The sequence below is a fragment of the Oleiphilus sp. HI0043 genome, assembly GCF_001634935.1.
In genome coordinates, this window is the sequence record NZ_LWEY01001545.1 from 1 (window position 1) to 14,988 (window position 14,988).

General features: G+C 43.3%; 14 protein-coding genes. 13 read left to right on the forward strand and 1 reads right to left on the reverse strand.

Annotated elements, in window-relative coordinates:
• Nucleotides 1–1,338 (reverse strand): tRNA (N6-isopentenyl adenosine(37)-C2)-methylthiotransferase MiaB (gene miaB, locus A3729_RS23085; RefSeq protein WP_068634324.1); only part of this gene is annotated, 1,338 nt, incomplete at its 3' end.
• Between the two features lie 553 nt (nucleotides 1,339–1,891).
• On the opposite strand from miaB, the gene A3729_RS23090 reads away from it, so the two are divergent.
• From A3729_RS23090 to A3729_RS23150, 13 genes are all read left to right on the forward strand, one after another.
• Nucleotides 1,892–3,334 (forward strand): capsule assembly Wzi family protein, encoded by a 1,443-nt coding sequence (locus A3729_RS23090; protein WP_068634325.1) that lies wholly within the window; start codon nucleotides 1,892–1,894, stop codon nucleotides 3,332–3,334.
• A 93-nt stretch (nucleotides 3,335–3,427) separates the two neighbouring features.
• Nucleotides 3,428–3,943, forward strand: a complete 516-nt coding sequence (locus tag A3729_RS23095) for a hypothetical protein (protein ID WP_068634326.1) — start codon at nucleotides 3,428–3,430, stop codon at nucleotides 3,941–3,943.
• A gap of 68 nt (nucleotides 3,944–4,011) precedes the next feature.
• Complete coding sequence (locus A3729_RS23100; protein ID WP_068634327.1) at nucleotides 4,012–5,043, forward strand: NAD-dependent epimerase/dehydratase family protein; 1,032 nt, start codon at nucleotides 4,012–4,014, stop codon at nucleotides 5,041–5,043.
• A 353-nt stretch (nucleotides 5,044–5,396) separates the two neighbouring features.
• Nucleotides 5,397–5,696: a nucleotidyltransferase domain-containing protein gene (locus A3729_RS23105; RefSeq protein ID WP_068508309.1), complete on the forward strand. Its 300-nt coding sequence runs from the start codon at nucleotides 5,397–5,399 to the stop codon at nucleotides 5,694–5,696.
• Complete coding sequence (locus A3729_RS23110) at nucleotides 5,693–6,172, forward strand: hypothetical protein (protein ID WP_068633338.1); 480 nt, start codon at nucleotides 5,693–5,695, stop codon at nucleotides 6,170–6,172. Before A3729_RS23105 ends, A3729_RS23110 begins: the two co-directional genes overlap by 4 nt.
• 386 nt (nucleotides 6,173–6,558) lie before the next feature.
• Nucleotides 6,559–6,858: a nucleotidyltransferase domain-containing protein gene (locus tag A3729_RS23115; protein WP_068634328.1), complete on the forward strand. Its 300-nt coding sequence runs from the start codon at nucleotides 6,559–6,561 to the stop codon at nucleotides 6,856–6,858.
• 26 nt (nucleotides 6,859–6,884) lie between these two features.
• The gene (locus tag A3729_RS23120; protein WP_197476000.1) at nucleotides 6,885–7,355 is read left to right on the forward strand and encodes a hypothetical protein; all 471 of its coding nucleotides are present in this window, start codon (nucleotides 6,885–6,887) and stop codon (nucleotides 7,353–7,355) included.
• Between the two features lie 167 nt (nucleotides 7,356–7,522).
• Nucleotides 7,523–7,921 (forward strand): nucleotidyltransferase domain-containing protein, encoded by a 399-nt coding sequence (locus A3729_RS23125; RefSeq protein ID WP_068634330.1) that lies wholly within the window; start codon nucleotides 7,523–7,525, stop codon nucleotides 7,919–7,921.
• Nucleotides 7,914–8,315 carry a DUF86 domain-containing protein gene (locus tag A3729_RS23130; RefSeq protein WP_068553603.1) on the forward strand — a complete coding sequence of 134 codons (402 nt, stop codon included), beginning with the start codon at nucleotides 7,914–7,916 and terminating at the stop codon, nucleotides 8,313–8,315. Before A3729_RS23125 ends, A3729_RS23130 begins: the two co-directional genes overlap by 8 nt.
• Before the next feature lie 808 nt (nucleotides 8,316–9,123).
• Complete coding sequence (locus A3729_RS23135; RefSeq protein WP_068634331.1) at nucleotides 9,124–11,592, forward strand: SLBB domain-containing protein; 2,469 nt, start codon at nucleotides 9,124–9,126, stop codon at nucleotides 11,590–11,592.
• Nucleotides 11,593–11,641: 49 nt separating this feature from the next.
• Nucleotides 11,642–12,589 carry a Wzz/FepE/Etk N-terminal domain-containing protein gene (locus A3729_RS23140; protein WP_068634332.1) on the forward strand — a complete coding sequence of 316 codons (948 nt, stop codon included), beginning with the start codon at nucleotides 11,642–11,644 and terminating at the stop codon, nucleotides 12,587–12,589.
• A gap of 42 nt (nucleotides 12,590–12,631) precedes the next feature.
• Nucleotides 12,632–14,320 (forward strand): cytidylyltransferase domain-containing protein, encoded by a 1,689-nt coding sequence (locus A3729_RS23145; RefSeq protein ID WP_082880443.1) that lies wholly within the window; start codon nucleotides 12,632–12,634, stop codon nucleotides 14,318–14,320.
• Nucleotides 14,321–14,335: 15 nt separating this feature from the next.
• Nucleotides 14,336–14,988 (forward strand): N-acetylneuraminate synthase family protein (locus A3729_RS23150; protein WP_197476001.1); only part of this gene is annotated, 653 nt, incomplete at its 3' end.

The following is a 14,988-nucleotide window of genomic DNA, read 5'->3' on the forward strand; positions in this document are numbered from 1 at the left end:
ACCACGTAATGAATTTGCGTAAGCATCGGTAATCTTCACGTCGATAAAGCGCCCGATCAAGGCACTATCTGAGCGGTCTTGCTTCGCTTTGAAGTTCACAACACGGTTATTTTCGGTTCGGCCTTGGAGCTCCCCGGGGTCTTTCTTAGAAAAACCTGTGACCAGAATTCGTTCGGTATTACCGACCATTTTTCGGCTAATATCTTGAGCTTGTTGAAGAATGCGCTGCTGCAGAATTTGCAGTCGTTGTTTTTTAACTTCTTCGCTTGTTTCATCAGGTAAATCTGCTGCTGGTGTACCCGGGCGCGCGCTATAGATAAAACTAAAAGAAGCGTCAAAGCCAACGTCATTGATCAGCTTCATGGTGTCTTCAAAGTCTTTCTCGGTTTCGCCAGGGAAGCCAATGATAAAGTCTGAAGAGATACTAATATCAGGGCGGTGCTTACGTATACGGCGAATTTTAGATTTGTACTCTAATGCCATATGGCCGCGCTTCATCGCATTCAATATTCTGTCTGAGCCGCTTTGAACAGGTAGGTGAAGGTGGCTTACCAGCTCAGGAGTATCGGCATAAACGTCGATAAGTGAGTCACTGAACTCAACCGGATGCGACGTTGTAAAACGAATTCGGTCAATGCCTTCAATGGCTGCGGTTAGTGTGATTAACTCAGCAAGATCCATCATGTCGCCATCGTGTGTTTCACCTTGGTAGGCGTTAACGTTTTGGCCGAGTAAGTTTATTTCACGCACACCTTGAGTAGCAAGGTGGGAGATTTCTGCCAGTACGTCATCAACAGGGCGGCTAACTTCCTCACCTCGCGTGTAAGGCACAACACAAAAAGTACAATACTTGCTACAGCCTTCCATAATTGAAACAAACGCAGAAGGGCCATTTATACCGGGAGCAGGGAGGTGGTCAAACTTTTCAACTTCAGGGAAGCTGATGTCGACCACGCCTACATCAGTTGTTTTTGATGCGTCGATCATCTCTGGTAGGCGATGAAGCGTTTGTGGGCCAAAGATCACGTCTACAAAAGGCGCGCGAGAACGAATCGCTTCACCTTCCTGACTGGCAACGCAACCACCAACGCCGATAGTTAGTTCCGGGTTGCTTTCCTTAAGCTTCTTCCAGCGACCAAGCTGGTGAAAGACCTTTTCCTGTGCTTTTTCACGAATAGAGCAGGTATTAAGAAGAATGATGTCAGCATCACTCTCGTTCTCGGTTAACTCAACTTTATGACTGTCTTGCAGTAAGTCTGTCATGCGAGATGAATCATACTCGTTCATCTGGCAGCCGTGAGTTTTAATAAAAAGCTTCTTGGTCGTGGTGTCGGTCATCTAAATATCAATCGCTTGCGAAAAGAGTTGCTTAAAAAATAGGCGGCAGATTATACATCTAAGCAGGCAGTGGGTGTAGTTTTTTCTGTCGCTAAAGACTGCCCTTAAAGATCAAAACACAAAAGACGGTTCACCACCGAGGGCACAGAGAGGCCTGCGGCCTACACAGAGAAAAGATAAAAACAGAGAAAAGATAAAAGCCTTTTTAGGTGTGTCTCCATCTCTTCCTCTGTGCAGCGAAGCGCCCGGTGTCCTCTGTGGTTCTTCGGTTTATCCCTTAAAGATCAAAACACAAAAGACGGTTCACCACAGAGGGCACAGAGCGGCCTGCGGCCTACACAGAGAAAAGATAAAAACAGAGAAAAGATAAAAGCCTTTTTAGGTGTGTCTCCATCTCTTCCTCTGTGTAGCGAAGCGCTCGGTGTCCTCTGTGGTTTAAGTTCTTTTCGCTTTTACCTTTAAGTGCAAAACCCCTATAATGCCCAGCCATAGAATCAACCACTAAAAAGTCTAATTCGTGTCTATCAAATCTAAGCTTCTCAGCACCCTTGTAATGTCCCTTTCTCTTGTTATGGCTGCCACGGTAAACGCTGCGCCATGGATTGATGTAGGTGACCTTAGGCTTCGAAATAATCTTCAGCTACTCAATGATGCAGAAGTGATCGATATCTCTTTAACGACCTGGCCGCTTATGTGGGCAGATGTAAAAAATGCACTAGCAGAAGCTGATCACTCGAAGCTCAATTCAGCACAAAAAACTGCGATTAGAGAATTACGCTTTGAGCTACGTAAGCAGACTAAGTCCGGTATTAAAAAAAGCCTTGAAGTGACAGCGGGCAGTGCTAGGCCATTATTAAGAGATTTTGGTTCTTTCCAGCAAGAAAAAGGAGAGATCCATAAAACAATGGAAGGTGATAGTGAAAGCTTTGCCTTCAGGCTTCAAGCTAATGTCATGACAGACCCTGGTGATGATGCCGTCCAGACAGACTTTTATGGCTCCTATTTGGCTGGCGTGCTGGGCGGTCGTGATGGCAACTGGGTATTGGGTGTTGGCGCAGTCGATCAATGGTGGGGCGCGGGTTCTCAGTCGAGTTTGATCCTGACAAATAATGCCGAGCCGGTGCCGAGCGTATTCTTAAGAACCAAGCAGGGGCAAACCTTTGAAACACCATTGCTTTCTTGGTTAGGAGAGTGGCAATTTGTATCTTATATTGGTCAGCTAGAAAGTGAGCGTACAATACCTGAGGCAAAACTTACTGGCATGCGTTTTACCTTTAGGCCGTTGAAAGGTCTTGAATTTGGTATGTCCCGTGCGATGCAGTGGGGTGGAGAAGGGCGTGATGAAGACTTGTCTACCTTCTGGAAGTCGCTTACTTCGCAGGGTGAAAATACAGCCAAGCAAGCGGGGAATCAGTTGGCTGGCTTCGATGTACGTTATGGCTTTGCATTGACTGATACGCTGGGTGCGGCCTTCCACGCACAAACAATTGGTGAAGACGAAGCGGGCTATATGCCATCGCGACGCACCCATCAAGCGGGCGTTCAACTTTCCCAAACACTAGAAGATAGCGCTTTCCTAAAGTACGAGTTGGAATACGCAAATACCATTGCGGATGGCTTTGAGACAGTATTTTATAATACCACCTATGAACATAGTCTTTATGAAAGTGGCTATCGCTATCATGGGCGTACGCTTGGTGCTAGTTTTGATAATGACTCAGAGGTTTTGTCCTTCGGGATGAGTCTTCAAAATGGTGATGGTTCGCTTTGGAGTGCGCGTGCCAGCTATTTACAGTTAAATGAAGATGGTGGCGTCAGAGGAAATGGGGTTTCTCTGAGTGCTCAATCACTTTATATGGCGGAATTTTATCACCAGTGTTTCATCTTTGATGGCCGTTTCAAAGCAGGGCTGACTTACCTAAGTAAAGACGTTGATACAGCGTTTACGTATGTAGAGCGCTTAGCTGCTTCGGTCTCATGGGAGTATCGATACTAGGGCTTGTGAAGTGTAAAAGCAGGCCTGTCATGCTATTATTCGCTTAGTCTAACGACAAGGCTTTTACCAATGATTATCAAGGAGGATAAGAGAATGGATAAAACAAAAGTGGACGATATGCTAATTCAAATGATACAGCCCAAACTCGAAGAGATTGAAACCCGCTTCTCAAACGGTGAGGGCCTAAGTAGTGAAGATATCAATACACTGCTGCTTAAGTCGCAATATAATCATATCAATCATTTAGATGAAAAATTAAATGAAGTGACCGATAGTGTGGCAAGCCTTAAAGGTGAATTTGCTGGCTTGAAAGGTGAATTTGCTGGCTTGAAAGGTGAGTTTTCTGATTTGAAAGGTGAGTTTTCTGATTTGAAAGGTGACTTTACAGGCCTAAGAGGCGAGTTTGTCGGCCTGAAAGGCGAATTCAAGTTGTTGGAACAAAAGGTAAACAAAGGCTTCGAACTTATGGGGGCTAGAATGGACGCTTTTGAAAAACGAATTGAATTGAAGATATCTGAAGCGATAAACAAGAATATGCGCTGGAGCATAGGCTTGATAGCCTTAATCGTTACTGTTCTCAAGCTAGCGGATACCTTTGCCGGAAACTGAATAATTAACAATACCGCCCCTGTCTCAAACAACCCTGAGCAACTCTAAATAGAAAGGAAATAAGTGTCGTGACAAGTTATGAAAATGTAAAACAGCAGCTAACAGACAGCCCCAAAACCTGGTTGGTAACGGGTGTTGCCGGTTTTATCGGTTCTAACCTGCTAGAAACACTGCTAAAACTAAACCAAAAAGTTGTAGGTTTGGATAACTTCGCCACTGGGCATCAATACAATTTAGATGAAGTTCAAGGCTTGGTAGCGTCTGATCAGTGGCAGAACTTCTCATTTATCGAAGGTGATATCAGAGATTACGAAACCTGCCAGAAGGCGGTTTCAGGTGCTGACTATGTTTTACACCAAGCAGCGCTTGGCTCCGTTCCTCGTTCTATCGCAGACCCGATTACCACGAATGCAGCGAATATCACTGGCTTTCTCAATATGCTCCAGGCTGCAAAAGAAGAGCAGGTAAAAAGCTTCACCTACGCGGCCAGTAGTTCAACCTATGGTGACCACCCTGCGTTGCCAAAAGTAGAAGAAAATATCGGCAATCCGCTTTCACCTTATGCGGTAACCAAATACGTAAACGAATTATATGCCAGTGTGTATGCCAGAACCTATGACTTCAAAACGATTGGTTTGCGTTATTTCAATGTGTTCGGCAAGCGACAAGACCCTAATGGTGCCTATGCAGCGGTTATTCCAAAGTGGACCTCTTCAATGATTGAAGGTGAAGATGTCTTCGTTAACGGCGATGGCGAAACAAGTCGAGACTTTTGCTATATCGATAACACTGTGCAAATGAATATTCTTGCGGCCACTGCACCTGACGAAGCTAAAGATGAAGTGTACAACGTCGCACTGGGTGATCGTACAACCTTGAATGACTTGTATGTATCTATACAAAAAGCACTAGCTGAGAATGATGTTGATGTTTCGAAAGAGCCAATTTACAGAGACTTCCGAGCTGGTGATGTAAGGCACTCGCAAGCCGATACAAGCAAAGCTAAGGCAAAGCTTGGTTATGCGCCAGAGTATCGAATTCTAGAAGGTATTTCCGAAGCGATGCCATGGTATATTGAATTCCTAAGTTCAAAATCCTAAAAGACGGTTCACCACCGAGAACACGGAGCGGCCTGCGGCCTGCACAGAGAAAAGATTAAAAGCTTTTTTTTTAGAAGTGTCTCAATTCCTTCCTCTGTGCAGCGAAACGCTCGGTGTCCTCTGTGGTTCAATTGGTTTTCTTTAAAGATCAAAACACAAAAGACGGTTCACCACCGAGAACACAGAGCGGCCTGCGGCCTACACCGAGTAAAGATTAAGGCTTTCTTTAGATGTGGCTCTATCCTGTCCTCGGTGCAGCGAAGCGCTATGTGGCTACCAAAGTCTAATTCCTTCCAGTAAGATAAGGCATGAAAATTCACTGCTTTAAATTATAGTTAGAGTCATTTGCATAAATGAGAATTACCGAAGGGCAAGCGCAATCCATTAAAGGTATCGTTGCCAGTTTAATTGATCCTGGCGTAGAAGTGTGGTTGTTCGGCTCGCGAGTGGATGATCATGCAAAGGGCGGTGATATAGACCTACTCGTGGTGTCAAAGCACGATATCGACGAACTCGTATTCGTTGCGGCTAAAATAAGCACGCAAGTATCTCGCTTGTTTCATGGGCGTAAAACCGATGTGATACTTCAAACACCAAGTGTAGAGCTTTCGCCAATACATACCATAGCAAAAGAAACCGGGATTAAGTTATGACCCTAGATCAAGGTCAGTTAGAAAGGCTACGGTATCTGTGCCGAATCGTGTCAAAAGAAATTACTCATCTACAATACTCTGAAGGAAGGCTATTTGCAGGTGGTTTTGACGAGGAAAAGGCGGCGCAGTTAGATACTAACCCTGACTTGGCTGAGGTGCTCGAGGCCTATGTGGGGCGCTTCTGCCGCCTGCAAGATACGGTTGGTGATAAGTTGTTGGTTGCATGGCTCAAGGCTACGCAAGAAAAAGTAGGTGTCGCGATCGATAATCTGGATAGAGCTGAAAAGCTTGGCTATTTGGAAAGCAGTGATACGTGGTTAGAGCTAAGAAGAATTCGGAATCAAATGATTCACGAATACATTGAAGATGCAGGGCAGCTTAGCCAAGCAATTAATCTGTCAAAAGATAATATTCCCCTAATAGTGAACTTTGCTCAAAAGCTAATTAGTGATCTTCAGGGCAGATTTGATATTTGAGTAAAGCTGACACTTTCTCTGTGCAGCAAGCGCTCTGTGTCCTCTATGGTTCATCGGTTTACCCCTTAATTAAAGATCAAAACATAAAAGACGGTTCACCACCGAGGACACAGAGCGGCCTGCGGCCTACACAGAGAAAAGATAAAAGCTTTATTAGATGTGTCTCAATCCCTTCCTCGGTGCAGCGAAGCGCCCGGTGTCCTCGGTGGTTCATCGGTTTATCCCTTAATTAAAGATCAAAACATAAAAGATGGTTTACCACAGAGGGTACAGAGCGGCCTGAGGCCTGCACCGAGAAAAGAAAGCGTTTTCTTAAAAGCGCCTTAAGCACGCTCTCAGTATTTCCCTGTTATACTGACAACACTAAGAATTGTTGAGGGTAGGCTGTGCGGCTAAGTTCATTTCAAGTATCAAAAATTAAAGAATCTGTAGAGGCAGTTTTAGGCGCTGAGGCAGAGGTGATTCTTTTTGGTTCACGAGTAGATGACTCTGCAAGGGGTGGGGATATCGACCTTTTTGTTGAGACGGCGCGACAAATTGAAAATAGGGCGTCGGCCGCTGCTCGAATCGCGGCAAAAATTCAGATGGCAATCGGTGATCAAAAAATAGATGTGATTTTGGTGGATGCTCTAACGCCGTATCAAACTATTCATAAGCAAGCTAAAGCGCAAGGAATAGCGCTCTAAATAAAAAATAGAGAAGGATTATTTTAATGGGTAATAATAAAGACCGTTTACGACACTTGATTAAAGTGGCAGAAAAGGAAGCAAAGCACTTAGAGTTGACGTGGAGCCGCTTAAAATCTGAAGAAGTTAATCCCCAATGGGTTGCTGGTCTTGAAGATGATCTAGATATGGCTGAGCGGGTCGATGCGTTTGTCGCAAGGTTTGGCAGGCTTCAAGATCACTTAGGTGATAAGTGTACTCCCGAGTTATTAAAACAAATGCTTGAAACGCCAAGTTCTGCAATCAATAACTTGGGACGAATGGAAAAGCTTGGATTAATTGCTTCGGTCGAACAGTGGATAGAGGCGAGAAATCTTAGAAATCGTTTGGTTCATGATTATGTAGATGATCATGAAGAGTTTGCGTCTGCGCTTAATCGGGCAATTGGGTTGGTGGATGTGTTGCTGGCTGTCCAGAAATCATACAATAAGCAGGCTCAATCGCTTTTAGCTCTTTAAGGTCAAAACACAAAAGACGGTTCACCACAGAGGGCACAGAGAGGCCTGCGGCCTACACAGAGAAATAAAAATATCAAAGCCGTCATAAGCAAGATCCTATCACTCGTGTTATTCTGTCTATTATCTAGATCATAAAATGACAAAGCCACTGAAACGGTTTAAGCGATATGGAAAACTCCGAGCTGGTTTCTCTAATAAAACAACATCTACCAAGTGTTAAATTGATTTACCTCTTTGGCTCAAGAGCTACTAATGAAGCTCGACCTTCGAGTGACTGGGATATCGCAGTCATGGCAGAGAAAAAAATACCCGTATCTACCTTATGGGAGCTTAAAGAGCTCCTGGCAAATACCTGTTGTGCAGAAGTTGATTTGATTGACTTGCTTCAATCGACCACGGTTTTGAATGTGCAAATTATAGAGCGAGGTCAGTTGCTGTATGATGCTTGTGACGCTGCGATGTCTTTCGAAACGCGTGTTCTCAGCATGTATGGCCGTTTACAGGAGGGGCGTGAAGACATTATGACTGACTTTGTTGCTCAGCTTAAAGGAATGAAGCATGGATGATGTCATACTGAATAAACTCGCAACAATAAAACGGTGTTTGCAGCGAGTTCGCGAGGAATTTACTAGCGAGGCAGAATTCAAACAAAATTACACCAAACAAGATTCTGTCTTATTGAATATTCAAAGAGCGTGTGAGGCGTCAATTGATATAGCAAATTATCTAATTCGTGTGCACCGGCTGGGAATACCTCAGTCGGCACGTGATAGTTTCGATATTCTAGCAGGGGCAAAATTGATTACGGTCGACATCTCTGGCGCGATGAAGCGAATGGTTGGCTTAAGAAATATAGCAGTGCATGATTACCAAACGCTCGATTTAGATATTGTGATTTCAGTAATTGAAAAGCACTTGTCAGATTTCGAAGGTTTTAGTGCAGAAGTTATTTCGGAGTAGTGAGAAGTAGCCCTTAAAGATCAAAACGCAAAAGCAGGTTCACCACAGAGTGCACAGAGAGGCCTGCGGCCTACACAGAGAAAAGATCAAAGCTTTCATTTAGATGTGTCTCAATCTCTTCCTCTGTGCAGCGAAGCGCTCGGTGTCCTCGGTGGTTCATCGGTTTATCCCTTAAAGATCAAACCATAAAAGCTGATTTACCACCGAGATCACAGAGAGGCCTGCGGCCTACACCGAGAAAAGATAATAGCTTTTTAGTGTGTCTCAATCTCTTCCTCTGTGCAGCGAAGCGCTCGGTGTCCTCGGTGGTTCAAGTGTTTGTTCCTTAAAGATCAAAACATAAAAGACGGTTCACCACAGAGGGCACAGAGCGGCCTACGGCCTACACAGAGAAAAGATTAAAGCTTTCATTTAGATGTGTCTCAATCCCTTCCTCTGTGCAGCGAAGCGCCCGGTGTCCTCGGTGGTTCATCGGTTTATCCCTTAAAGATTAAGACATAAAAGCTGATTCACCACCGAGAACACAGAGCGGCCTGCGGCCTGCACCGAGAAAAGATAATAGCTTTCTTTAGATGTGTCTCAATCTCTTCCTCTGTGTAGCGAAGCGCTCGGTGTCCTCGGTGGTTCAAATGTTTATTTCTTAGGGTTCCAAGGAATGACAAACATCAAATAATGTAAACAAATGTTAAAATAGACCACTCCACCAACTAGTAAGCCCCTCCTTTAAATGCTAAATTAGCGCCCATTAAGATGATCGTCATACATGGTCATCACAGTGAAGTACTCTCTAATAATGATGGAATCAGGAATGATCGATACACTCTCTCGCCTAAGGCTCACTGGGCGTGCATTTCTTTTTGTAGTAGCAGCTTTATTCTCGCTTCAATCTTTTGCCCTACAGCCTACACCGGCGCAGCTCGAACAGTTTAAGCGTCTCCCTGCAGCGGAACAGGCTCGTTTAGCACAGCAGTTTGGTGTGGATATTCCCAATGTAAATGCTGCGCAAACGCCTGTGGTTGCACAAACTAACAGCGTCATGCCGGTGGCTCAGCAGCAAGTAGCTGAGTCTGTGGGCGGTGAGATTAACACCAATACTGAAATGGAAGAAGGCAAGCTGCCTGCTTTCGGATACGATCTATTCGCAGGTCAGCCAACGACCTTTGCACCCATTACTGATATTCCTGTTTCATCTGATTACGTACTAGGCCCAGGTGATTCACTAAAAGTGAACCTCTATGGTAAAGAAAGCCAATTCTTCGAGTTGGTTGTTGATCAGGAAGGGCAAGTTTATATCCCTGACTTAGGCCCAATGAGCTTAGCTGGCCTAGACTTCTCTGAAGCCAAAGAAAAAATCAAAAAGACTATTGATCAAAAAATGATTGGTGTTAAAGCCAGTGTTTCGATGGGAAGCTTGCGTTCGATTCGGGTCTTTGTATTGGGTGAAGCTCGTGTGCCGGGTTCCTATGTGATTAGCTCCCTCTCAACCATGACTAATGCACTAGTACTGAGTGGTGGTGTTTCAGAGTTGGGTTCACTGCGTAATATTCAGTTAAAACGCAAAGGTAAGCTTGTTCAATCTCTCGATGTATATGACCTACTGCTAAAAGGTGACACCTCGGGTGATGCTCAGCTTAAATCGGGCGATGTGGTATTTATTCCCGCTGTTGGCCCTCAAGTAGCAATAAAGGGGCAAATTAAACGCCCAGCATATTATGAGCTTAAAGGAAACGGCTCCGTTTCTGATCTTCTCTCTTATTCCGGTGGCATGTTGGCTTCTGCTTACCCTCAAGGCGCGACGCTTGAACGGGTTAATGAGCAAAATGAACGTGAGTTCCTGAATTTAGACTTATCATTAAATGCTGATATAAACCGCACTTTAAAAAATGGTGACCAGATTACCTTACCTAAAATTCTGCCGAAGGTAGAAAATGTCATTAAAGTAGTTGGCCATGCAGAGCGTGCCGAAACGCGCCGTTGGACACCGGGTTTGCGAGTGAGTGATATCATTCAAAGTGTTGAATACTTAAAGCCGGAGCCAGACTTAAATTATGCTTTAATCAAACGCTATTCAAAACCAGAGCGAACCTTAAGTGTTCACGCTTTCAGTATCGCAGATGCATTGAAATCTAAGCAAAGCGAAGCAGACCCAGTACTACAAGACCTAGATGAACTCGTGTTCTTTGGCCTATATGGTGATCGCTCTGAAGAAGTTGTTAAGTTAGTGGAAGAACTGCGTCAGCAAGCAAGTATTTCTACTCCTTCAAAAGAAGTATCGATCGGTGGCAACGTTCGTTACCCAGGTGTTTATCCCTTAGTTGAAAATATGACTGTCGAGAACTTGCTTTCTGCCGCTGGTGGCCTGACAGAAAAAGCTTACCTATCAAGCGCTGAATTGAACAGAACAACCATTAACGAACAGCAAGATAGAATACAAGATAGAAGAATTATTCAACTTTCTGATGCGACCGCCATATCAAGTAAGCTTCAGGCAAGAGACGTACTAACCGTTAAAGCAATTCCAGAGTGGGCAGAGACTAAACAAATTACCTTACGCGGCGAAGTGAAGTTCCCAGGTGTTTATCCCTTCCATAAAAACGACACTTTAGCAGATGTAATTGAACGTGCTGGCGGCTTAACTGAATATGCTTATGCGCCTGGAGCAATGTTTACGAGAGAAGACTTAAAGACTCAGCAGGCGCAGCAGCTAAGAGAAATGCAATCGCGATTAGAGGCTGATATTGCAAAGGCTGAAGTAGTTGCAGCGAATCAAACAACGCTTGATGCAAGTAAAGCTCAGGGCTTAGGAGAGGCTCAGGGTTTATTGGATAAACTCAAGACTACTCCTGCCCTAGGTCGTCTAGTTATTGATCTTGAAAAGGTTATTACAAGGCAAGAAGCTTATTCAATATCGCTTAAGGATGGAGATGAACTATTCATCCCCGAGAGAAAGAGCTCCGTGACAGTTATTGGTGAAGTCCAGCTTCCAGTATCTCAACTCTTTGAGCAAGAGCTAGATTACTGGGATTACATTGAGCGCAGTGGTGGCATGACCGATAAAGCTGATGATGAACGTATTTATATTATTAAAGCTAATGGCGGGGTTCAGATGCCTGACTCGTCTAGTTGGTTTGCAAGTAATGATGCTCAGCTTGCGCCGGGCGATACTGTTGTTGTGCCGCTAGATGCGGATAAGATTGACCAGGTTGTTTTGTGGCGTGATATGAGTCAGATCTTTTATCAGATTGCTTTGGGTGCGGCTGCGGTTGGGAGCTTGTAATTTTTTGGGTGAGTTGTTTGATTGAGCAAACAGAGAAATAGAGATAGTGATGAGAGAATTGCCTAGTAGTACGGGAAAAAGTGACGAAATAGATTTACAAGCGTTGTTAGGTGCTATCTGGCGTGGGAAAATGATAGTGTTGTTGATGACTCTTTTGTTTTCTTGTAGTTCAGTGTTTTATGCTATTTCTTTACCGGATAAATATCGATCAGTTTCTATTTTAGCCCCTGCGAGCGGGTCTAGTTCATCATCTTTATCTCAGTTAGCTGGGCAATTCGGCGGATTAGCATCTTTGGCTGGCGTTAACTTAGGTGGCAATGGTGGTGCCGACAAAGCGACGATAGCTCTCGAGTTGATGAAGACATGGGGGTTTTTAGAGGAATTTATTGAATCTGCTGATATAGCGGCAGAAGTATACGCCGTAACGGGTTGGAATAAATCAGAAAATAAGTTGATCTATGATTTAGATATTTATGACCCTAAAACTAATCAGTGGCTTCTAGATCCCGAAAGTGAAGATAATAGTACCTTTGAGCCGAGTAGTTGGGAGCTTTATCGAGAATTAAGCGGTCGGTTACTTATAAATAGGGATAAGGAAACTGGACTGATACGTATTTCTTTAGAGCACTTTTCGCCACATATCACTAAACAGTGGTCAAATATGTTGGTAGAAAAAATCAATCAATTGATGAAAGAAGAAGATAAAGCCTCCGCAAAGAGGAGTATTAAGTTTCTTAAAAGTCAGGTTGCTAATACTCATGTAGCAGATATGCAGACGGTATTTTATCAACTAATAGAAGAACAGGCAAAGACTTTAATGCTAGCGGAAGTTAGTAATGAGTATGTGCTTAAAACTGTCAGTGCTCCAAAGGTCCCTGAAGTGAAATCAGGGCCTAACCGAGCTCTTATATGTATTGTAGGGTTTATGCTTGGGAGCGGGATAGGAATAATTTTCGTATTGATTCGCTTAAGTTTCAACTCTAGGCGAAAGTCATAGACCGACTTACAAATCAAGAATCACATATAGTATCAAGTTATAATGAAATCAGACAATGTAGTTTATGAAGTAATGAAAAAAGCACCTCAAATATTAGTTGTTATTCCAGCGCGAGGAGGCTCTAAGGGGATTCCTCGTAAGAACTTACGCCCTTTAGCTGGGTATCCATTGATTTATTACAGTATCTCTGCCGCATTAGGGGCAGAGTCTGTAACTGATGTCGTAGTTTCGACTGAGGACGAAGAAATCGCGTTGTTTGCGAAACGGTTTGGGGCATCGGTTGTAATGAGAACCTATGAACTAGCTGATGATACTACTACGTTGGACCCTGTTATTGTCAATGCTGCGATTAATTCTGAGAGTGAACTGCAGCGCAAATATGATTACGTAGTTACGGTTCAACCGACGTCGCCACTCATTCGTTCTATAGACATTGAAAATAGTATTCGTTCAATTACTAAATCCAGTTTAGATACAATAATTAGTGTTGTGGATGATAGGCATTTACGCTGGGGAGTCAATGACGGTCAAACTGTACCTCTCTACAGCGAGCGAGTTAATAGGCAGCAGTTGTCTCCTTGCTATAGGGAGACGGGAGCAGTAGTTGTTTGTAGTCGAGAGCAGCTTGAGAAAGGTACTAGGATTGGTGGTTCTGTAGGTATTTACGAGATTCCTCATGAGTATAGCTTTGATGTTGATGCCTACTCAGATTTTTACTTATGCGAAGCGATGCTAACAAGAAAGAAAATTGTGATTAGTGTTGTTGGTTACGCAGAGGTAGGACTGGGCCATGCTTTTAGAGCAATAATGTTAGCTCATGAGCTGGTTCAGTATGAAGTAGTTTTTGTGTGCGAACAAAAGTCTGATTTAGCTATCCAGTATATTCGTGAATACAATTATACAGTTGTCGTTAGTGATAACGATAAGTTGGCAGAAACAATAATTTCTATTAATCCCGATTTAGTTATCAACGATATTCTAGATACAACTCTAGAGTATATGAACTGCTTGTCTAGATTTGGCGGTAAAGTTGTAAATTTTGAAGACTTAGGCGAGGGAGCCAACTCTGCTGATCTAGTTGTAAATGCGCTATACCCGCATCAGTCATCGGATGAAAAGGTACTAGTTGGAGCCAAATATTTTTGTTTGCGCGATGAGTTTTTGTTTCTCGATGCTCAATCCTCCAGGCTTAGTTCTGGTCAGGTTAATAAAATACTGATTACGTTTGGTGGTGTTGATGAAGGAAATGTTACGAAGAGGGCCCTTGAAGAGCTGGCAAGCTTATGTATCTCAAACAATATTGATATCGATGTGATAACAGGTCCCGGTTATGAGCACTTTGATTCGTTAGAAAAAGTCATTGAAAAGAATGAACGATTGAGATGCAATATTGTTAAGGAAACTAAGAGAATTTCTGAATACATGGTCGATGCAGATTTAGCTATAACTTCAGCTGGACGAACGGTGTTAGAGCTAACGGCTCTCTATGTACCTACAATTGTTATTGCTCAAAATGATAGAGAAATGACCCATACCTTTGCTTCAGAAGAAAATGGAATATGTCATTTGGGGCATCGTAAAGAAATAGTTCATAACTCCATTCTTGATAAGGTAACAACGTTAGTCAATAGCAGCAAAACAAGACAGCTAATGGTCGAGAAGATGAGTGATTTAGATTTAAGAAATGGTAAGTCCAGAGTGATATCCGCTATTAGGGCCTTGATAAGCTAATTGAAGGGAATAAATATGAATAATCAGTTTAAAATTGGTAATGCCCTCGTTGGCGATAATTTAAAGCCTTATATAATCGCAGAGATCGGCGTTAATCATGAAGGCAGTATGGAATTGGCTAAACGTTTGATAGACGAAGCTAAAGCGGGTGGTGCTCATGCCGCAAAATTTCAGTCCTACAAAGCTTCAAAAATTGCTTCTAAACATAGTCCAGCATACTGGGACCAATCAAAGGAACCCACAGATAGTCAATTTAAGCTGTTTCAGAAGTACGATAACTTTGAAACTGAGCAATATGAAGAGCTAGCAGATTATTGTCAGTCTATTGGAATAGATTTTATGTCAACGCCATTTGACTTGGATGCTGTTGATTTCTTAGACCCCTTAATACCAGCGTTTAAAGTTGCTTCAGCGGATATTACTAATGTTCCATTGATCAGAAAGTGTGCTTCAACGGGAAAGCCTCTAATTATGTCAACAGGCGCAGCTACATTACCTGAGATAGAGTTTGCTTTGCAGGTAGCACGGGAAGCTGGTGCAAAAGAGATTAGTTTGCTTCATTGCGTATTGAATTACCCAACACCGATAGACCATGCTCAACTAGGAATGATTACAACGCTAGCTCGAGTATTTCCGGATGTGGTAATTGGGTATTCAGATCATGTGGC

What these genes read in the sequence shown, in the direction of transcription:
- A3729_RS23090 (WP_068634325.1), top strand. Translation starts at nt 1,892, where the DNA reads ATGTCCCTTTCTCTTGTTATGGCTGCCACGGTAAACGCTGCGCCATGG.
- A3729_RS23095 (WP_068634326.1), top strand. Translation starts at nt 3,428, where the DNA reads ATGGATAAAACAAAAGTGGACGATATGCTAATTCAAATGATACAGCCC.
- A3729_RS23105 (WP_068508309.1), top strand. Translation starts at nt 5,397, where the DNA reads ATGAGAATTACCGAAGGGCAAGCGCAATCCATTAAAGGTATCGTTGCC.
- A3729_RS23110 (WP_068633338.1), top strand. Translation starts at nt 5,693, where the DNA reads ATGACCCTAGATCAAGGTCAGTTAGAAAGGCTACGGTATCTGTGCCGA.
- A3729_RS23120 (WP_197476000.1), top strand. Translation starts at nt 6,885, where the DNA reads ATGGGTAATAATAAAGACCGTTTACGACACTTGATTAAAGTGGCAGAA.
- A3729_RS23125 (WP_068634330.1), top strand. Translation starts at nt 7,523, where the DNA reads ATGGAAAACTCCGAGCTGGTTTCTCTAATAAAACAACATCTACCAAGT.
- A3729_RS23130 (WP_068553603.1), top strand. Translation starts at nt 7,914, where the DNA reads ATGGATGATGTCATACTGAATAAACTCGCAACAATAAAACGGTGTTTG.
- A3729_RS23135 (WP_068634331.1), top strand. Translation starts at nt 9,124, where the DNA reads ATGATCGATACACTCTCTCGCCTAAGGCTCACTGGGCGTGCATTTCTT.
- A3729_RS23140 (WP_068634332.1), top strand. Translation starts at nt 11,642, where the DNA reads ATGAGAGAATTGCCTAGTAGTACGGGAAAAAGTGACGAAATAGATTTA.
- A3729_RS23145 (WP_082880443.1), top strand. Translation starts at nt 12,632, where the DNA reads ATGAAATCAGACAATGTAGTTTATGAAGTAATGAAAAAAGCACCTCAA.